Source organism: Allobosea sp. 67-29, assembly GCF_001898115.1.
GTDB lineage: Bacteria > Pseudomonadota > Alphaproteobacteria > Rhizobiales > Beijerinckiaceae > Allobosea.
The window spans coordinates 140,309-159,607 of record NZ_MKSQ01000008.1 but is presented as its reverse complement, the minus strand read 5'-3'; the positions used below and the strand labels follow the sequence as shown (position 1 = coordinate 159,607).

Below are 19,299 nucleotides of genomic sequence, written 5' to 3'. Positions count from 1 at the left end.
GGCGCGGTGCGCCGTCCGTGTTGGTGGGGGCGATATAGAGGCTGTCGCCGAGCCTGTCCAGTCACTTCAGCCGGCTTTCTACAGCTCGCTGCCGATCGGTCCGGCAGGCTCCGCCTGCGTCGACAGGGGCGAGGCTCCGGCCGCGCGGGAGCCGCCCGCTTCTGTCCGGCCGATCACGTCGCTCAGCCGGTCGATTCTTGCCAGGACGCCCCGGCGGGCCGCTTCCGATTCCGCCACCCTTGCCTGGCTGTAGAGCAGGCGGGCGAAGGTGCCTACGCTCGCGGCGATCTGGAACAGGGCGTCGTCCAGCTCAGGCGAGGGTGGCAGAGCGAGGCCGAAATTCGTCAGATGGATCTCGGCGCTTTCCTGAAGCGCCTTCGCGTTCAGGACACCCGCTTTCAGAATGTCATTCCGTAGCGTTTCGAGGTCGTCCGAAAGCAATTTGTCGAGAAACGCAGCCATATATCTCTCCGAAAAGAGTCGCTGTCGCCGTTATGAGTGAGAGTAATACCGTGAGAATGCGCGCGCAGCGTAAATCGAGGCGATTGGTTACCGCTATCTCTACGGCACCCGGATGCGCATCCCATCGGAAGGCGAGCTGCAGTCGTCGCTGTCTCACCCGCGCTGCCAGGACGATCACGAGCGGCAAGGCCATGACGGCATTGCCTCCGGCGCCAGCCCGGTCGCCAGGACGCAGCAGGCGGTGAACCTGAGGATGAGCAGCCTCTTCATCGGCCCGCGCTGACTGTCGATCGCCGCTTGCGCCAGGACTGCCGGCGATGCGGCTCCTCATTGCTAAGGTAGCCGACTGCCGGATTGACCTTGTGATCCCGACGGGAAAGGATGCTGTGTGCCTGTTCATGATGCTCCCGGGTTCCGGGGCACTTCCGGATCGGTCCTGACTCTGCGGCGCGGCCCCGCTGCGCGCGTTCGAGCCTGTTCCGGGCTGCGTCATGCGGAAGGCCCGGCGCTCCAGCGCCGCCTGCCGGACGCGCTTGTCGCAAAGGCACTTTTGGGAGATCGACGATGAGCGAAACGATCGAGCGCGAGCTTGAGACGCCTCTGCACGCACCCCGCCTGACGAGTCTCGCGCATGGCGGGGGCTGCGGCTGCAAGCTCGCCCCGTCGGTGCTGCAGCAATTGCTGGCGGACCAGCCGGCGGCGGGGCCGTACAGGCAACTGCTCGTTGGTACCGAGACGGGGGACGATGCCGCGGTCTGGCAGATCGACGACGAGACCTGCGTCGTGGCGACCACGGATTTCTTCATGCCGATGGTCGATGATCCGCGTGATTTCGGCCGCATCGCCGCGACCAACGCGATCTCCGACGTCTACGCCATGGGCGGCAGGCCGATCATGGCGCTCGCCATCCTCGGCATGCCGCTCGACAAGCTGCCCGTCGAGACGGCCCGCGAAATCCTCAGGGGCGGTGCCTCGATCTGTGCCGAGGCCGGCATCCCGGTCGCCGGCGGCCACTCCATCGACGCGCCCGAGCCGATCTACGGGCTGGCCGTCATCGGTCTGCTGAATCCGCAGAACCTGCGGCGCAACAGCGGGGCGAGGCCGGGGGATGCGCTGATCCTGACCAAGGCGCTCGGCGTCGGCATCTATTCCGCGGCCTTCAAGAAAGGCGATCTCTCGCCGCAGGCCTATGACGAGATGCTCGCCTCGGTGACGCTGCTCAACCGCATCGGCGCCGAGCTGGCGCGCGACTCCGCTGTTCATGCCGTGACCGACGTCACCGGCTTCGGCATCCTCGGCCATGGCCTGGAGATGGCGCGCGGCTCGGGCGCGACCGTGAGGCTGCGCCTTGCCGATCTGCCTTTCCTGTCGCAGGCGGAGCGGCTCGCCGGGGCGGGCCGGGTCACCGGCGCCTCGCATCGCAACTGGGCGAGCTATGGCGAGGGGGTCGTCCTGCCGGCCGGATTGCCGGATTGGCGCCGCCATCTGCTGACCGACCCGCAAACCTCGGGCGGCTTGCTGGTGTCCTGCAAGGCGGATCGCGCCGCGGAACTGCTGGCGCAGATCGGAGCGGCCGGCTATCCGGCCGCCCGGATCATCGGCTCGGTCGAGGCGGGGCCGGGTCGGGTCGTGGTGAGCTAGTCGGCCTCCTCGACCTTCAGATTTCGGCCCCAGACGTCGAAAAAGGCGCCTTCGTTCAGCACGAGCCGGCTCTGGTGAAGCGCTCCTTCGAGCTCGCGCAGCCGGGCGCGGGCGACGTCGTCCGGCACGAGCCCGCCGTCGTCGCCGCGCGTCGGAAAGAAGGCGGCGCCGTCCCAGTTGACGCCAGCGCCTCGCAGCATCAGCACGATGTCGCCCCAGTCGAGCTCGTCGCCGACGACATGGACGAAGCTCGATCGCAGCGGTTCGATCCTTGGCTGCGCGATCTTCACCAGCACGATCAGCGCCGTGAACGGCCCCTTGCGAAAGAGCTGGCCGAGCCAGCGGTCGAAATCGGTGCCGAGCCCGCGCTCCTTGCCTCTAGAAGTCGACACGCGGCGTCTCGGGGATGTAGCGCTCGAACAGCGCATAGAAATCGCTGCCGGTCTCGGCACGGTACCAGTCTTCGAAGCAGCGCAGCGCCTTCTCCGCGGGCTCGGTCGCGGGGCTTGCCGTGCGGGACGCCTCTGCCGCGAGGGCTGTGAGAAAAGGCGTCAGCCGGTCGAGGACGTCCTCCTGCCGGGCGCTGGCTTCCTCCCAGCCGAGCATTTGCGCGATGACGAAGCGGGCGAGAAGAACGGCGCTCTCCGGCTCTTCGGCCTCGGCGATGGCTTTTGCGGCGCTGCGCACCAGATTGAGCCGCCGGAAGGCGGTCGACCGCACCTCCGCGAGCGCGGCGATCCGCATGGCCGCTTCCCTGCGGCAGATCTCCTCGGCCTCACGCGCGGCCTCGGCGGCCTCCTCGAAGTCGGCGATCAGAGCGAGGGAGGGCGAGATGCCGTCGGTCATTGCGCCTCAGGAAATTGGCGGAAGAGAATGGGAGTCGAACCCACCAGAGACCGTCTGACGGCCCCTCCCGGATTTGAAGTCCGGACGCCCCACCGGGGACGCTTCTCCTCCATTGGGCATCGCCGGGAGTGGGCCGAATAGCTCGAGCCGCTGCCGATTGACGCGCCGGAGATCGCCGCGGCGCATGGTGACGCCGTGGCGGTCGAAGAATTCGAGAATCTGGATAGCGACCTTTCGGCCATTGTCGAGCTTGTCACGGAATTGCGCCGCATTGAAGCCCGCCGGATGCGCCGCCGCGAGCGCGACTGCAATGCCGACCATCTCGACGAGCGTGGCGCGTCGGAAGAAGTGGTCGAGCGCGACTTCGAGCACCTCGCCGCTGCGCCCCACCAGCCGGAAGAGGCGGCGAATCTCCTCCTCGCGGCGGCCGAGAATCTGGCCGATATCGCGCACGCGCGGTGGCCGGAAGCGTTCGTTGCCATCGATCAGCGGCTGGACTCGCTGCCACAGCGCTTCGTCCTCCGCCGACAGCCGCACCTCGTGCCCCGGCCGCCTGATCCAGGACCCGGAAGCGGCGACCACGCCGTCGGCGCTGAGCTGCGCCAGCGCCTGGCGGAACAATGGGGCCGGCTGGCGCGGCGCGACGGCGAGCCGCAGTCGTTCCAGCCCCATGCCAGGGAGATCGGGATGCGCGGCGTGATAGGCGTCGAGCGTATCGGCCACGGTCCGGCCGAGTGCCTGCCAGCGCTCCGGCAGCATCGCAAGCGAGCCGATGCGGACGATGCCGAGACTGCCGGCCAATATCTCCGCTGCGCCGCTGCCCAGGGCACGGTCACGCGCGAAATCGTCGATCTCGGCATGATAGGGCGGCACGGCGAGCAGCGCGAGCAGAGCTTCGGCCGCATCGGCATGGCCGAGCGCGGAAAGCTGCGCCAGACGCTCCGGGCTGCGCCGCCGCCGCTCCGGCGCGCGCAGATCGAGGAAGCGACCGCCTCCGATCGTGCGTGTGGCCGAAACATCGCGCAGCACGAAGCGGTCGAGCGCTGCGGCGGCGAGCGGGCCGTCGAGGACGAGCTGGACCGGCGCGGTCGTGCCGGGCGCGATCGGCTCTCCGAGCAGCACGATGCGCGCCCCCACTTCCGCCGAGGCGTGATGCAGCCTCGCTGGTTGCCACATGGCGAGCGGCTTGGTTTCCGAGGCGAGCAGCGTGATTTCGGCGTCGATCCGGGTCGTTGGAGTGTGCAGGGCTGGCGCCAGCACCATGTCGCCATGCCGGATCGCTTCCTTCGTGATGCCCGGCCCCGCGAGGTTCAGCGCGCAGCGCTCGCCGGCGCGGCCAGTCTCGGCCGGGCGGTTCTGGGCGTGGATCGAACGGATGCGCGCCGGCAGGCCGGAGGGTGAGACGACGACGTGGTCACCGATGGCCGCGGCGCCGGACAGCACCGTGCCGGTGATCACGGTGCCGGTTCCCTGCAGGGTGAAGCTGCGATCGACCGCCATGCGGAAGGCGCCGTCCGCCCGCCGTCCGAGCGTCTGCCGGGCCTCTGCCGCAAGCACGGCGCCGAGCTCCGCAAGCCCTTGGCCCGTCAGGGTCGAGACCGGCAGCATCGGCGCATCGCCAAAGCGGGTGTCGGCGAGCAGGGCAGCGACCTCGTTCCGCGTTGCTGCGATGCGGTCCGCATCGACAAGATCGAGCTTGGTCAGGGCGACGACCGCCCGTTCGATGCCGAGCAGGCGGGCGATGGCGACATGTTCGCGCGTCTGCGGCATCACCCCGTCATCGGCGGCGACCACAAGCAGCATCAGGTCGATGCCGGAGGCGCCGGCCAGCATCGTGTGGACGAGCTTCTCATGGCCGGGCACGTCGATGAAGCCGATCACCGAGCCGTCGGCCTGCGGCCAATAGGCGAAGCCGAGCGCGATCGAGATGCCGCGCGCCTTCTCCTCCTTCAGCCGGTCGGTATCGACACCGGTCAGCCGCCTCACCAGCGAGGTCTTGCCGTGGTCGATATGGCCTGCCGTGCCGATGATCATGGCTCAGGCCTCCGCGGGCGAGACGGCGGCACGCGCAGCCTTGATGAAGGGGGCGGCGAGCTGGCTGCCCCGGCTCTCGGCGCCGAGCAGCAGCGCCAGCGCGCGTTCCGCGTCCGGCGGAACGCCCTGGCCGAGCAAGGTCGCGGCACCGAGCATCGCTTCCGAATCCGGGTCGCCGGCCGCCATGCCTTGCTGCCACCACCGCGCGGCGGCACCGGCGTCGCGATCCACGCCGAGCGCATCGTGATGCATCATGCCGAGCCGGGTCATGCTGGTGGCGATGCCGGCCTCCGCCGCGGCTTGCGCCCAGCGCAGGGCCTCGGCCCGGTCCGCAGGGTCGCCGCCTTCGAGCAGCATCCAGGACAGCATGTCTTGCGCCGGCGCGTCGCTCTGCTCGGCAGCGAGCCGATAGAGCCGCATCGCTTCGGCGTCGCTCTGCGCGACGCCTTCCCCCTTGAAATGCTGGGCCGCGAGGTTGCGCTGGCCGACAGGATCGCCGCTTTCGGCTGCCAGCGTCAGCCAGCGCAGCGCCAGTGCCGGATCGCGCTCGACGCCGAGCCCCTCGGCGAAGCAGGCGCCGATATTGTTCTGCGCCCGCCCGACGCCGGCATGGGCGAGCGGCCCCCAAAGCGCGAGCGCGGCCGCGTGATCGCCACGTGCGACCGCCGTCGCGGCCCGGGCCATCGTTGCCGCGACATCGCCGTCGGCTGTTTGGCTTCGTCCGAGAAGGCGCTCAAGCCAGCGCATTGGGCGCCTCGGGCTTCAACGCCTGGAGCTGTGCCGCGAACAGCGCCTCGTCCTCCAGGCAGCGCAGGTCGAAGATGAGCGCTCCCTGCGCGATCCGCCCGATCATCGGCACCGGCACGGCGCGGAAGGCCGCCGCCAGCTTCTCGACCGCTGAACCCGCCACTTTGCCGGCCGGTCGCAGCGCAAGCCCGGCGCTCGGCAAGGTCTCCAAGGGCAGCGCGCCCGAGCCGATCTGGCTCGCGCAATCGACGGCTTCCACCGCCCAGGCGGTGCCGACTGCCGCCGCCACCCTGGGCCGAAGACGCCCGGCCATGGCGCGCAGCTCTTCTGCCGTCCGCGTGAACAGCCTGAGAGTCGGCAGGCGCTCAGCCAATCGGTCGGGATCGCGATAGAGCCGGAGCGTCGCCTCCAGCGCCGCGAGCCGGAGCTTGTCGAGACGCAGCGCCCGCTTCAACGGGTTCCGGGCGAGTTTCGCGATCAGGTCCTGGCGCCCGGCGACGATGCCGGCCTGCGGCCCGCCGAGCAGCTTGTCGCCGGAGAAGGTCACGAGATCGGCGCCACCCTTGAGCGCATCCTGAACCGTCTTTTCATGGCGCAGACCCCAGCGGGCGAGGTCGATCAGCGTACCGGAACCGAGGTCGTCGACGAAGGGCAGGCCATGAGCTTGGGCGAGCTTTGCCAATTCTTCTGGCGCGACTTCGGCCGTGAAGCCTTGCACCACATAGTTCGAGGTATGCACCTTCAGCAGCAACCCGGTCTGCGGGCCGATGGCCTCGGCATAGTCCTTCAGATGCGTCCGGTTGGTGGTGCCGATCTCGCGCAGGATCGCACCGGCGCGCGCCATGATGTCGGGCATGCGAAAGGCCCCGCCGATCTCGATCAGCTCTCCGCGTGAGACGACCGCCTCGCGGTCCTTGGCGAAGGTGTTGAGTACCAGTAACACCGCCGAGGCATTGTTGTTGACCAGCAGAGCATCTTCGGCGCCGGTGAGCTCGCGGATCAGGCAGCGGACATGGGCGTCGCGCTCGCCGCGGCTTCCGGCCTCGATCTCGTATTCGAGGTTGGTCGGTGCGCGCATGGCGGTGACGACCGCCTCGATCGCCTCTTCCGCCAGCAGCGCCCGGCCGAGATTGGTGTGCAGCACCGTGCCGGTGAGATTGATGACGGGGCGCTGGGACGGCCGTGCGCGCTCTTCAAGCCGATCCAGCATGGCACGGCCGAGTTCTTCGATCGAGGCCGTGAAAGGCCGTCCGCCGTCGCGCAGCTGTTCGAGCAGATGCCGGATGGCCGCGGTGGTCGCCTGCCGGCCATGACGTTCGATCGCGACCATCGCGCCCGCACTGTGCAGGATTGCATCGACCGATGGCGGGCGGAAGCGTTCGGGTCTGTTCATCAGGCTCCCTCCGGGAGACGCGTGATCGTCAATAGCCGAGCAGGTACGGATTCACCCCGGCCCGCTTCCAGCCAGCCTCCGTCACCAGCAGATCGAGTCCCAGGCTGGCGACGTCGTCCGCCACCGGCTCAAGCTCCGGATCCTTGCGGCGGTTCAGGATCTTCACATAAGTGCGGCACTCGTCGCAGGTCTCGGCCTTGATCGTATCCGCAATGCCCTCGATCGCCTGATAGGCAATGCCCTTGGTCGAGCCGCAGGAGACGCATTTCACCCGCACGTGATTCCACTGCGCCGCGCAGAGCGAGCACTGGACATAGCGCACGCCCTCGACATTGACGTCCGCGACGACCGCGCTCGCCACCGGCGGCCCCCCGCAGCACGGGCAGACGCCATCCGCGACCGGCTGCGGCAGCAGCGGATCGAGACGGGCTGTGCGATGGGCCGCGATCACCTGCACCGCGGCTGCCGCGAATATGTGCTCGGCGATGGACTCGACCGGGATCGCATCGGCCAGAACGGCGCCGAGCATCGCGCGCTGCGTCGCCTCGTCCGCCGCTTTCACGCGCCCGAGCGCGCCGCGGGCGAGATCGGGCATGGCGACGTCGTCCAGCAATGTCGCGAGCCTGGTGATGGCCGCGCGCGAGGCCGGATCTGCCGCGAGTTCTTCGCGTGGCAACAGCGGCATGGCGTTTGCCGCGCGGGTCCTGAGCTCCGTGAGGGCAGGCAGGGCAGGGGGCGGCAATTCACGCGCGATCGCGTCCTGTGCCCGCGACAACGCGGCGAGGAAGCTCAGATACGCCTCGAGCTGGTGGCCGGGCGCCAGCGACGCAAAGCGCATGGCGCGCAGGCCGAACAGCGTCTCCGGCGAGGGCAGGCGCATGAAGGGCGGTTTGTCGCGCTCGGCGATGCCGACATCCTCGAAGGGCGCGAAACCTGGTGCGTCACTCATTCCAATCCTCTCGAACCGCACGGGTCACGGGAGGCGAGGCGTTGCATCCGCCTCGCGAGAGCCATCTATTCCGCCGGTCCTGGGTGGACGCGCCGCGGCGGTGTCTGCCTGTCGTCGATGACGCCCTCGCGGGCCTCGTGACGCAGCCAGAGCCGGTGGTGGCGGAAGGCCCAGCCCCCGGTAACCTTGCCTTCCGTCATCGCGCTGATCGTACCGCGCACGTAGAAGCCGGCATAGATATGGACGATGACCACCAGCAGCATGGCGACGGCGGCGAGCGCGTGGATGATGTGGGCGAAGCGCTGCTGCTCGATAGTGAAGCTCGCGCCGAAATATTCGTACCAGATCATGATGCCCGTCGCGAACAGGACGAGGATCAGCAGCGTCATCAGCCAGAAGACGATCTTCTGCGCGCCGTTGTATTTGCCGATTTCCGGCAGGTTTTCCTCATGGCCGGACATCACGTCGCCGATATGGCGCATCCAGACCGTGTCGACCTTTGCCCAGAAATTGTAGCGGACCATCTGGACGAAGAGAATGGCGAAGCTCGCCAGCAGCACGACGCCGATCCAGGGATGAATGGCACGCGTATTGGCGCCGCCGCCGAACAGCCCGGACAGGAAGAACAGCGCCGGGTGGAACAGCGCCGCCCCGCTCAGCGCGAGCAGGATCAGCGAGATCGCGGTGATCCAGTGGTTGACGCGCACGCGGCCGGGATAGCGGTCGACGGTCGTGCGCTCCTCCTCACGTCTGACGGCCACGAGCAGCCTCCTCGTCGATCAGATGCTCCGCCTCGCGGTCTTCTGCGCGGCTGACATCGTTGCGTCGGGCGATCGTCGCATGGACGAAGGCGAAGGCGGCGGCGAAGCCGACTGCCGCCATGCCGGCATATTTGGTCAATCCCTTCCACAGCTCGACGACCTGGCTGATCCGCGGATTGTTCGGCAGCCCGGCATAGAGCTGCGGCTGGTCCGCATGGTGCAGCACATACATCACATGCGTGCCGCCGACGCCGGGCGGGTCGTAGATGCCGGCATTCTGGAAGCCGCGTGACTTCAGGTCGGTGATGCGCGTCTGCGCATAGGTCAGCATCGCCTGCTTGGTGCCGAACACGATCGCGCCCGTCGGGCAGGCCTTGGCGCAGGCCGGAGCCTGGCCGACCGAGACCCGGTCCGAGCAGAGCGTGCACTTATAAGCCTTGTGGTCGGCCTGGCTGATGCGCGGGATGTTGAAGGGGCAGCCCTTCACGCAATAGCCGCAGCCGATGCAGTTTTCGGAGACGAAATCGACGATCCCGTTGTTGTACTGCACGATGGCGCCGGGGGAGGGGCAGGCCTTCAGGCAGCCCGGATCGGCGCAATGCATGCAGCCGTCCTTGCGGATCAGCCATTCGAGATTGCCGCTCTGCGGATTCTCCCATTCGGTGAACCGCATCAGCGTCCAGCTGTTCGGCGTCAGGTCGTGCGGGTTGGTATAGGACCCGGTATTGAAGCCGATCTCCTCGCGCAGGTTGTTCCATTCCAGGCAGGCCGACTGGCAGGCCTTGCAGCCGATACATTTCGAGACGTCGATGAGCTTCGCCACCTCGAAATCATGGCGGACATCCGGCGGCCGCATATTGGTCGCCGAGATGCGGGCGAAGTCCTGACTCTGCAGTCCCATGGTCGCCCCTCCCTAGCTCGCCGCCGGCCCGTTGGACGGCTCGACATTCACCAGCCACGCCTTGGTCTCGGGCGTCTGGATGTTGGCGTCGCCGACGAAGGGGGTGAGGCTGTTGGGGCCGAAACCCTTCCTTGCCGCACCGGTGAAGCCCCAGTGGAGCGGGATGCCGACGACATGGACGGTCTTGCCGTCACAGATCAGCGGCTTGATGCGCTTGGTCACCATCGCCTTGGCATGGACCGTGCCGCGATTCGACGAGACCTTCACCCAACCACCGTTCTGGATCGCCTTCTCCGCGGCGAGCTGCTCGCTGATCTCGACGAAGAACTCCGGCTGCAGCACCGAGTTCACCCAGACATGCTTTGTCCAGAAGTGGAAATGCTCGGTGAGGCGGTAGGAGGTCGCCGCATAGGGGAACTTGTCCGAGGTCCCGAGCGCGGCGAGGTCGTCCTTGAAGATACGCGCGGCAGGGTTGCCCCGGATCTTCGGGGCGAGCACGTTGGCGACCGGGCTCTCGAACGGCTCGTAATGGGCCGGGAACGGGCCATCGACCATCATGCCCCTCGTGAACAGCCGAGCCGTTCCTTCCGGATTCATGATGTAGGGGCCGACATCGCGCGGTTTCGCCGTCGGTGCGATGTCGGGCACGTCGTAGCCGGTCCACATCGCGCCGTTCCACTCGATCAGCTTGCGCTTCGGATCCCAGGCCTTGCCGTCGATGTCCGCCGAGGCGCGGTTGTAGAGGATGCGCCGGTTGGCCGGCCAGGAGAACGCCCAGCCGAGATAAGCGCCGGTATTGCCCGGGTCGCTGGTGTCGCGCCGGGCCATCATATTGCCCTTCTCGGTCCAGCAGCCGGAATAGATCCAGCAGCCGCAGGCGGTCGAGCCGTCGTCGCGCAACTGCCCGAACCCGTCGAGCTGCTTGCCCTTCTCGAGCACCACCTTGGACGGATCGACCGCGTCGGTGACGGTGGAGACGACATAGCCGTTCATCTCCCGCGCCATCTCGTCGGGCTGCGGGTCGTCCACGTCGCGGTAGGGCCAGTGGAGATTGACGATCGGATCGGGGAAGGTGCCGCCCTCCTTCTCGTAGAGAGCGCGCAGGCGCCGATGGAGCTGCGCCATGATCCAGGCGTCGGACTTCGCTTCGCCGGGAGGTTCGGCGCCCGGCCAGTGCCATTGCAGCCAGCGGCCGGAATTGACCAGCGAGCCCTCGTCCTCCGCGAAGCAGCTGGTCGGAAGCTCGAAGACCTCGGTCTTGATGTCGGCCGGCTTGACGTCATTGTAGACGCCCTCGTCCTTCCAGAACCGCGCCGTCTCCGTCTGGAGCGGGTCCATCACCACGAGGAACTTCAGCTTCGCCAGCGATTCGGCGACCTTGCCGCGATTGGCGAGCGATAGCAGCGGGTTGAAGCCTTGGCAGAAATAGCCGTTGACCTTGCCCTGATGCATCAGGTCGAAGATCTTCAGCATGTCGTAGCTCGGGATGTCGAGCTTCGGCAGCCACTGATAGGCGAAGTCGTTTTCCGCCGTCGCCGCCGGGCCCCACATCGACTTCAGGAAGCTCACCATGAACTTCCTGTAGTTCTGCCAGTAGCTCATCTGGTTCGGCCGGAGCGGCTTGAAGCCGCGCGTCGACATGTAGCTCGCGAAATCGACCTCCTTGTCGTTCGCCAGCGTCAGATAGCCCGGGATCAGGTTCGACATCAGGCCGATATCGGTGAGCCCCTGGATGTTGGAGTGGCCGCGCAACGCGTTCATGCCGCCGCCGCGCAGGCCGATATTGCCGAGCAGCAACTGCAGCATCGCCATCGAGCGGATGTTCTGCGAGCCCTTGGAATGCTGCGTCCAGCCGAGCGCGTACATCGAGGTCATGACCTTGTCGCGCGCCGAGGTCTCCGCGATCATCTTGCAGACCGTCAGATACTTGTCCTTCGGCGTACCGCAGATGCGCTCGACCATCTCCGGCGTGTAGACCGCGATGTGCTTCTTCAGCAGCTGGTAGACGCAGCGCGGATGCTGCAGCGTGTCATCGACCTGGACGTAGCCGTCAGGCCCGAGCTCATATTCCCAGCTCGACTTGTCATAGGCGCGCTTGGCCTCGTCGTAGCCGGTGAACAGGCCGTCCTGATAGCCGAAGCCCTCCTTCACGATATAGGGCGCATTGGTGAAGGCGCGCACATAGTCGTGCTGGATCTTGTCGTTGTCGATGCAGTACTTCATCACGCCGAGCAGGAAGGCGATGTCGGTGCCCTGCCGGATCGGCGCATAGTAGTCGGCGACCGAGGCCGAGCGCGTGAAGCGCGGATCGACGACGATCAGCTTGGCGCCGCGCTGGGCCTTGGCCTCAGTGACCCATTTGAAGCCGCACGGATGCGCCTCGGCGGCGTTGCCGCCCATGATGATGACGAGGTCGGTGTTCTTGATGTCCGTCCAGGAGTTGGTCATCGCACCGCGACCGAATGTTGGGGCCAGACTGGCCACCGTCGGTCCGTGTCAAACACGCGCCTGGTTGTCGAACGCCAATATCCCGGTGCTTCGGACCACCTTGTAGGTCAGAAAGGCGGTCTCGTTCGTCGTCGCCGAGGCGGCCAGGAAGCCCGTCGTCAGCCAGCGGTTGACCGTAACGCCGTCCTGGTTCGTCCTGACGAAGTTCTTGTCGCGATCGTCCTTCATCAGCCGGGCGATCCGGTCGAGCGCCTCGTTCCAGCTGATCTGCCGGAATTCCGTCTCGCCCGGCCCGCGATATTGCGGCACCTTGGTCCGTGTCTCGGAGTGGACGAAGTCGAGCAGGGCGGAACCCTTCGGGCAGAGCGTGCCGCGATTGGTCGGATGGTCCGGGTCGCCCTCGATATGGATGATCGCCGGATGGGCGTTCTTCGACTTGTCGCCGAGGCTGTACATGATCACGCCGCAGGCGACGGAGCAGTACGGACAGGTGTTTCGGGTTTCCGTCGTGCCCGTCAGCTTGAACGGCCGCACGGCCTGGGCGAGGGCTTCCTCCGCCCCACCGAACCCGAGCGCGGCGGCGGCAGATCCGCCTAGCCCCGCTCCTGCGGCTTTCATGAACTGGCGGCGCGAGAGCTCTTGCAGCATCTCAACCTCCCAGGCGAACAATCACGTATCGTTCAATTTGGAATAGTGAAACTCTGCAGGAGGCGCGTCAAGCTGGCTGCCCGCGAGGCAACTCGCCGCATTCCTAGACTTTTGTCGTAGTTCGCGCGGCGGTCGCGGCATTGGTCCAGAGTTCATCCGGTCGCCGCGACGGATTGCGCGGCGGTGCAGAGGGCGACGGCTGGGCTCCATAGGCTTCACGTCGTCGTCGCGAAGCGCGGCGGAGGCGATCAGGCTGTGGCTTCGGCCTGCGGCTTCGGCCCGCGCAGCCGGCGCACGAGGCGCACGACCGCGACATAGAGCAGCGGCACGAAGAACACGCCGACGGCCGTGGCGGCGATCATGCCGCCCATCACGCCGATGCCGATCGAGTTCTGGCTCCCCGATCCAGCGCCCGTGGCAACGGCCAAAGGCAGCACGCCGAGCACGAAGGCGAGCGAGGTCATCAGAATCGGCCGCAGGCGCTGGCGCGCCGCCTCCAGCGTCGCCTCGACGAGACCCTTGCCCTGCGCCTCCTGCTCGATCGCGAACTCCACGATCAGGATCGCGTTCTTGGCCGCGAGCCCGATCGTCGTCAGCAGGCCGACCTTGAAGTAGACGTCGTTGGTCTGGCCGAACAGCGTCGCCGCCAGCAGGGCGCCGAAGATGCCGATCGGCACGCAGAGCATCACCGCGAAGGGGATCGACCAGCTTTCGTAGAGCGCCGCCAGGCAGAGGAACACGACCAGCATCGAGATGGCGTAGAGCGCCACCGCCTGGCTGCCCGAGAGCTTTTCCTGGAAGGACAGCCCGGTCCATTCATGCCCGAAGCCGGCCGGCAGCTGCGACATCAGCCGGTCGACCTCGTCCATCGCCGCGCCGGAGCTGACGCCCTGCGCCGCACCGCCCTGGATCTCCACGGCCGCCGCTCCGTTGAAGCGCTCCAGCCGGGGCGAGCCATACGTCCAGCGCCCCGACGAGAAGGCCGAGAACGGAACCATCGCCCCGCCCTGATTGCGGACGAACCAGCGCCCGACGTCTTCCGGCTGCATGCGAGACGCGGCATCGGCCTGGACATAGACCGATTTCACCCGGCCGCGGTCGATGAAGTCGTTGACATAGGCCGAGCCCCAGGCGGTCGAGAGCGTGGCGTTGACGTCGGCGAGCGAGAGCGTCAGTGCGCTCGCCTTCTCCTGGTCGATCTCGACGGCGTATTGCGGCGTGTCCTCCTGCCCGTTCGGCCGGGTGCCGGCCAGAAGCTTGCTTTGGCCCGCGAGGCCGAGGAACTGGTTCCGGACCTGCATCAACCGCTCATGACCAGCCCCGGTGATGTCCTGCAGGAAGAAATCGAACCCTGCGGTATTGCCGAAGCCCTGGATCGCCGGCGGCGCGAGCGCATAGACCGTGCCGTCCTTGATCGCACGGAAGGCGCCCATGGCGCGGCGCGCTATGGCCTGCGCGGTCGCGTCCTTGCCGACACGCTGGTCGAAGGGCTTCAACCGCACGAAGGCGAGGCCGACATTCTGCCCCTGTCCGCCGAAGCCGAAGCCGGCGACGGTGAGCACGCCCTCGACGAGGTCTTTTTCCTTCTCGAGATAGTGCTTCTGCACCTGGTCGAGCACGCGCAGCGTCCGGTCCTGCGTCGCACCGACGGGCATCTGAACGCTGGTCAGCAGGATGCCCTGGTCCTCGTCGGGCAGGAAGGAGCTCGGCAGCCGGGCAAAGAGCCAGGCCATGCCACAGCCGATCAGCAGGAAGACCAGCATGAAGCGCAGCGGCCGCGCGATCATGCCGGCGACGCCGGAACGATAGCCGTTCGTCGTGCGCTCGAAATTGCGGTTGAACCAGCCGAAGAAGCCCTTGCGCTCGCCATGCTCCCCGACCGGCTTCAGGATGGTCGCGCACAGCGCCGGCGTCAGCACCATCGCGACGACGACCGAGAGGATCATCGCCGTGACGATGGTCACGGAGAACTGCCGGTAGATCACGCCGACGGAGCCGCCGAAGAAGGCCATCGGGACGAACACCGCCGACAGAACGGTCGCGATGCCGACGAGCGCTCCGGTGATCTCGCCCATCGACTTGATGGTCGCTTCCTTGGGGCCGAGCTTCTCCTCCTGCATCACGCGCTCGACGTTCTCGACCACCACGATGGCGTCGTCGACCAGCAGGCCGATGGCGAGGACCATCGCGAACATCGTCAGCGTGTTGATCGAATAGCCGGCGAGCGCCAGCACGCCGAAAGTGCCGAGCAGCACCACGGGCACCGCCAGCATCGGGATAAAGGTCGCACGGATGTTCTGCAGGAACACGAACATCACCACGAAGACGAGCAGGATCGCCTCGAACAGCGTGTGGACCACCTTCTCGATCGAGAGCGTCACGAAGGGAGTGGTGTCGTAGGGATAGGTGACCTCGACGCCTTCCGGCAGCGTCTGCTTGAAGCGATCGATCGTCGCTTGCACCGCCTTGGCGGTGTTGATCGCGTTGGCCCCCGTCGCCAGGCTGATGGCAAGGCCGGTGGTTGGCTTGCCGTTGTAGCGCGAGGAGGTGTCGTAGCTCTTGGCGCCGAGCTCGACGCGCGCGACGTCGTTTAGCCGGACGATCGAGCCGGATGAGCCGCTCTTCAGGATGATGTTCTCGAACTGGGCCGGCGTCTGCAGCCGGGAGGCGGCCGTCACGGTTGCGTTGAGCTGCTGGCCCTTGACCTGCGGCAGGCCGCCGAGCTGGCCCGCCGAGACCTGCGTGTTCTGCGCCTGGATGGCGTTGATCACGTCGCTCGGCATCAGCGCGTATTTGCGCAGGGAATCGGGGTTCAGCCAGATGCGCATGGCGTAGCCGGAGCCGAAGAGCTGGGTCGAGCCGACGCCTTCGACGCGCTTCAGCGTGTCGTTGAGGGTGGAATCGACATAGTCGGCGAGGTCCGTCGTGGTCATCCGCCCGTCGGTCGAGACGAAGGCGACGACCATCAGGAAGCCGGTCGAGGCCTTGGCGACCGTGATGCCGGTGCTCTGCACCACGCTGGGGAGCTGACGCGTGACCAGCTGCAGCTTGTTCTGCACCTGCATCTGGGCGACGTCGGCATTGGCCTGGCTGTTGAAGGTCAGCGTGATCTGGGCGTTGCCGGTCGCCGTCGAGGTCGCCGTCATGTACTGCAGGTTGTCGACGCCGGTCATGCCCTGCTCGATGACCTTGGTCACCGAGTTCTCGACCGTCTGCGCGTCGGCGCCTGGATAATTGGCGCTGATCTGCACGGTCGTCGGCGCGATCTGCGGATATTGCGAGATCGGCAGCGTCCACAGTGCGAGCAGGCCCGCCAGCATGATGACGATGGCGACGACCCAGGCGAAGATGGGCCGTTCGATGAAGAAGCGCGACAGCATGGGTCAGTTCTTCGCGCGGTTGCCGGGCTCGAGCTCGGCCCGCCGGTTGGCGGATTTGAGCTCGCCGGTCGCCTCGTCGACGCTGACCTCGGTCGGCGTCACGACCTGGCCCGGCCGGACGAGCTGGCCGCCCTCGACGATCAGGCGCTCGCCGTCCTTGACGCCGCCGTCCACCAGCCAGTTGTTGCCGATGTTGCGGCGCGTGGTCAGCACGCGCTCCTCGACCTTGCCGTCCGGACCGACGAACTTGGCCGTCGCCTCGCCCTTGGTGTTGCGGCCGACGCCACGCTGCGGCAGCAGGAAGCTGTTCTCGGCGATACCCTCCTGGATCAGGGCGCGCACGAACATCCCGGGCAGCAGGAGCTTGTCCGGATTGGGGAATTCGGCGCGGACGCGGAAGGTGCCGGTCGTCTCGTCGATATTGGCTTCGGCGAATTCGAGCTTGCCCGACTGGTTGTATTGCTGCCCGGTATCGAGCTTCAGCTTGACCGCGACGCCGAGGCCGGTGAAGCGCAGCCGGCCCGAAGCGATGTCGTCGCGGAAGCGGAGCAGGTTGGTGCTGGACTGGGTGACGTCGACATTGATCGGGTCGAGCTTGCGGATCGTCGTCAGCGCGGTGGCCTGGTTGGCGGTGACGAGCGCGCCCGGCGTCAGCGCCGATTTGTCGATGCGTCCGTCGATCGGCGCCGTGACCTTGGTATAGGCCAGGTTGATCCGTGCCGTCTCGACATTGGCCTTGGCGGCGGCGACATCCGCCTGCGCCTGAGCGAGGGTGGCGTTGGCGTCGTCCATGTCCTGCCGGCTGCCGGCATTGCGCTGGAACAGCTCCTGATAGCGGCTGGCCCTGACTTGAGCGTTGGTGACGGCGGCTTCGGCCTTGCGCTGCGCCGCGATCGCGCTGTCGAGCGCCGCCTGGTAGGGCGCCGGGTCGATCTCGTAGAGCACATCGCCGGCCTTGACGTCGCCGCCTTCCTCATAGAGCCGCGACTTGATGATGCCGTTCACCTGCGGCCGGACCTCCGCGACGAGATTGGCCGAGACGCGTCCCGGCAATTCGGCGGTGATCGCGACAGGCTGCGGATGCAGCACGACCACGCTGACCTGCGCCTGCGGCTGGACCGGCGGCTGCGCTGACCTGTCCTCGTTGCAGCCTGTCAGCACGGCCGTGCAGAGCAGCAGGACGGGGAGGGCCGCTCGCGACGACGACAGGGCACGCTCGGCCGACATGGAATGTCCTTCTAGCAGGCGGGCGGAACCCGCGTTCAATCTCTGATCGCGGCTATCGCGTCAATAAGGCGGAAAGCCGGTGATTGGCGCACCATCCCCAATCCGCCCTGAAACGGCAACGGTCGGGAAACCACTTGTCGCTAACGATTCCTTTCGGGGGAAGATCTCCCGCGGAGCCTGCAAGGGCTGCGCCATGCGTGGTGAAGCTTCGAGATGGATCGAAACATGATGAGCCTGACGATACGCCGCCGTATCCTGCTCAGCTTCGCCGTGGTGCTGGCGGTGATGTCCGGCATGGCGGCGCTGTCCTACGCCTGGTTCACCCAGGCGGAGCGTGAGGCGATCCGCGTCGAGACCGACACCGTGCCGGGCCTCTATCTCAGCGCCCAGCTCATGACGACCTGGGGCGAGGGCCGTGGTCTGGCGCGCGAATTCCTGCTGTCGGACACCTCGGCCGAGAAGGGAGACGCCGCAGCGGCGATCGCGGCCAATCGCGACCGCATGCACGAGATCCTGAAGTCCTATGATGCGACGATCATGAGCGAGGAGGACCGGCGCAACTACGCCCAGGCCGTTCGGCTCTTCGACGAGTTCGTTGCCGCTCAGCAGCCCATCTTGGCCGCGGGACGGGCGGGCGCGGAAGGCTGGACCCCGGAGCGGATCGCCGCGGCTCGCACCGAGCTGGCGCAGATCGCGACACGCGTCGACGCCGCGATCGCGACCATGCTGGAACTCAACAAGACCCGTGCCGACCAGTCCACCCGTACCATCGTGTCGATCGTGCGCGCGGCCGAGCTCGGGCTGCTGGTCAGCTTCGGCCTGGCGCTCGGCCTGGCCGTCCTGTTCGGCTACCTGCTGTTCAGGGCGGTGACGGTGCCGCTCGGCAAGCTGCTCGGCATCGTCGAGGTGATGCGCAGGGGCGATTTCAGCGAGCGGCTCTCGCTTGCGCGTCGCGACGAGTTCAGCACAGTCGCGGATGGCATCAACGCCATGGCGGACGATCTCGCCGGGTTGATCGGCCAGATCCAGAAATCGGGCATCCAGGTCAACACCTCGATCACCGAGGTCGCAGCGACCTCCAAGGAGCAGCAGGCGACCGCCAGCGAGATCGCCGCCACGACAACCGAGATCGGCGCGACCGCCAAGGAGATTTCCGCGACGTCCAACGAACTCGTGCGCACCATGGACGAGGTTTCCGAGGTCGCGGAGCAGACGGCGAAGCTCGCCGGCGGCGGCCAGGCCGGGCTTTCGCGGATGGAGAGCACCATGCAGCAGGTCATGGAGGCGGCAGGCGCCATCAATGCCAAGCTGGCAATCCTCAGCGAGAAGGCGGGCAACATCAATCAGGTCGTCACCACCATCACCAAGGTCGCCGACCAGACCAACCTGCTCTCGCTCAATGCTGCCATCGAGGCCGAGAAGGCCGGGCAGTACGGCCGCGGCTTCGCCGTGGTGGCGACCGAGATCCGCCGCCTCGCGGACCAGACGGCAGTCTCGACCTATGACATCGAGCAGATGGTCAAGGATATCCAGTCCGCCGTCGCGGCCGGGGTGATGGGCATGGACAAGTTCTCCGAGGAGGTCCGTCGCGGCATGCAGGACGTCCAGCAGGTCGGCGGCCAGCTCTCCGACATCATTGAGCAGGTCCAGGGGCTGGTGCCGCGCTTCGAGGTCGCGAACGAGGGCATGCAGGCCCAGGCTGCCGGTGCGGGCCAGATCAGCGAGGCTCTGGTCCAGCTCGGCGAGGCCGCTCAGCAGACGGTCGAGTCGCTGCAGCAGTCGACGCTCGCCATTGACGAGCTCAACCAGGTTTCGACCGGGCTGCGCAGCAGTATCGCGCGCTTCAAGCTGCGCGCCTGATC

Annotated in this window: 14 protein-coding genes, 1 tRNA gene and 1 pseudogene; 3 read left to right on the top strand and 13 right to left on the bottom strand. The window is 67.1% G+C overall.

Annotation, left to right across the window (positions count from 1 at the left end):
• Nucleotides 1-78: 78 nt before the first annotated feature.
• Nucleotides 79-462, bottom strand: coding sequence for a hypothetical protein (locus tag BGO20_RS07330; RefSeq protein WP_291661131.1), 384 nt, complete (start codon nucleotides 460-462; stop codon nucleotides 79-81).
• A 112-nt stretch (nucleotides 463-574) separates the two neighbouring features.
• Here BGO20_RS07330 and BGO20_RS07325 point away from each other — a divergent pair, with 112 nt between their 5' ends.
• On the top strand, nucleotides 575-745 hold the full coding sequence (locus BGO20_RS07325) for a hypothetical protein (RefSeq protein ID WP_291661129.1): 171 nt from the start codon (nucleotides 575-577) through the stop codon (nucleotides 743-745).
• Between the two features lie 281 nt (nucleotides 746-1,026).
• Nucleotides 1,027-2,103, top strand: coding sequence for a selenide, water dikinase SelD (selD, locus tag BGO20_RS07320; protein WP_291661128.1), 1,077 nt, complete (start codon nucleotides 1,027-1,029; stop codon nucleotides 2,101-2,103).
• On the opposite strand, the gene BGO20_RS07315 is transcribed toward selD, so the two are convergent.
• From BGO20_RS07315 to BGO20_RS07260, 12 genes and pseudogenes are all read right to left on the bottom strand, one after another.
• The gene (locus tag BGO20_RS07315; protein WP_291661126.1) at nucleotides 2,100-2,495 is read right to left on the bottom strand and encodes a hypothetical protein; all 396 of its coding nucleotides are present in this window, start codon (nucleotides 2,493-2,495) and stop codon (nucleotides 2,100-2,102) included. The two genes, selD and BGO20_RS07315, sit on opposite strands and share 4 nt — an antisense overlap.
• On the bottom strand, nucleotides 2,482-2,949 hold the full coding sequence (locus BGO20_RS07310; RefSeq protein WP_291661125.1) for a hypothetical protein: 468 nt from the start codon (nucleotides 2,947-2,949) through the stop codon (nucleotides 2,482-2,484). The genes BGO20_RS07315 and BGO20_RS07310 overlap by 14 nt, the downstream gene beginning before the upstream one ends.
• Before the next feature lie 15 nt (nucleotides 2,950-2,964).
• Nucleotides 2,965-3,060, bottom strand: a tRNA-Sec gene (locus tag BGO20_RS07305).
• Between the two features lie 108 nt (nucleotides 3,061-3,168).
• Nucleotides 3,169-4,983 (bottom strand): annotated as a pseudogene (gene selB / locus BGO20_RS07300) (selenocysteine-specific translation elongation factor); the annotation flags it as partial.
• Nucleotides 4,984-4,986: 3 nt separating this feature from the next.
• A complete protein-coding gene (locus BGO20_RS07295) occupies nucleotides 4,987-5,730 on the bottom strand; it encodes a tetratricopeptide repeat protein (protein ID WP_291661124.1) in 744 nt (247 codons plus the stop codon).
• Nucleotides 5,717-7,123, bottom strand: coding sequence for an L-seryl-tRNA(Sec) selenium transferase (gene selA / locus BGO20_RS07290; protein WP_291661123.1), 1,407 nt, complete (start codon nucleotides 7,121-7,123; stop codon nucleotides 5,717-5,719). The genes BGO20_RS07295 and selA overlap by 14 nt, the downstream gene beginning before the upstream one ends.
• Nucleotides 7,124-7,151: 28 nt before the next feature.
• Complete coding sequence (fdhE, locus tag BGO20_RS07285; protein ID WP_291661121.1) at nucleotides 7,152-8,072, bottom strand: formate dehydrogenase accessory protein FdhE; 921 nt, start codon at nucleotides 8,070-8,072, stop codon at nucleotides 7,152-7,154.
• 65 nt (nucleotides 8,073-8,137) lie between these two features.
• Nucleotides 8,138-8,833 carry a formate dehydrogenase subunit gamma gene (locus BGO20_RS07280; protein ID WP_291661119.1) on the bottom strand — a complete coding sequence of 232 codons (696 nt, stop codon included), beginning with the start codon at nucleotides 8,831-8,833 and terminating at the stop codon, nucleotides 8,138-8,140.
• On the bottom strand, nucleotides 8,817-9,734 hold the full coding sequence (gene fdxH, locus BGO20_RS07275; protein WP_291661117.1) for a formate dehydrogenase subunit beta: 918 nt from the start codon (nucleotides 9,732-9,734) through the stop codon (nucleotides 8,817-8,819). Before fdxH ends, BGO20_RS07280 begins: the two co-directional genes overlap by 17 nt.
• Nucleotides 9,735-9,746: 12 nt before the next feature.
• Nucleotides 9,747-12,830 (bottom strand): formate dehydrogenase-N subunit alpha, encoded by a 3,084-nt coding sequence (gene fdnG / locus BGO20_RS07270; protein ID WP_291661116.1) that lies wholly within the window; start codon nucleotides 12,828-12,830, stop codon nucleotides 9,747-9,749.
• A 248-nt stretch (nucleotides 12,831-13,078) separates the two neighbouring features.
• A complete protein-coding gene (locus tag BGO20_RS07265) occupies nucleotides 13,079-16,207 on the bottom strand; it encodes an efflux RND transporter permease subunit (RefSeq protein WP_291661708.1) in 3,129 nt (1,042 codons plus the stop codon).
• 6 nt (nucleotides 16,208-16,213) lie between these two features.
• Nucleotides 16,214-17,437 (bottom strand): efflux RND transporter periplasmic adaptor subunit, encoded by a 1,224-nt coding sequence (locus tag BGO20_RS07260; protein ID WP_291661114.1) that lies wholly within the window; start codon nucleotides 17,435-17,437, stop codon nucleotides 16,214-16,216.
• A 225-nt stretch (nucleotides 17,438-17,662) separates the two neighbouring features.
• Here BGO20_RS07260 and BGO20_RS07255 point away from each other — a divergent pair, with 225 nt between their 5' ends.
• On the top strand, nucleotides 17,663-19,297 hold the full coding sequence (locus BGO20_RS07255) for a methyl-accepting chemotaxis protein (protein ID WP_291661113.1): 1,635 nt from the start codon (nucleotides 17,663-17,665) through the stop codon (nucleotides 19,295-19,297).
• The last annotated feature ends 2 nt before the right edge of the window (nucleotides 19,298-19,299 follow it).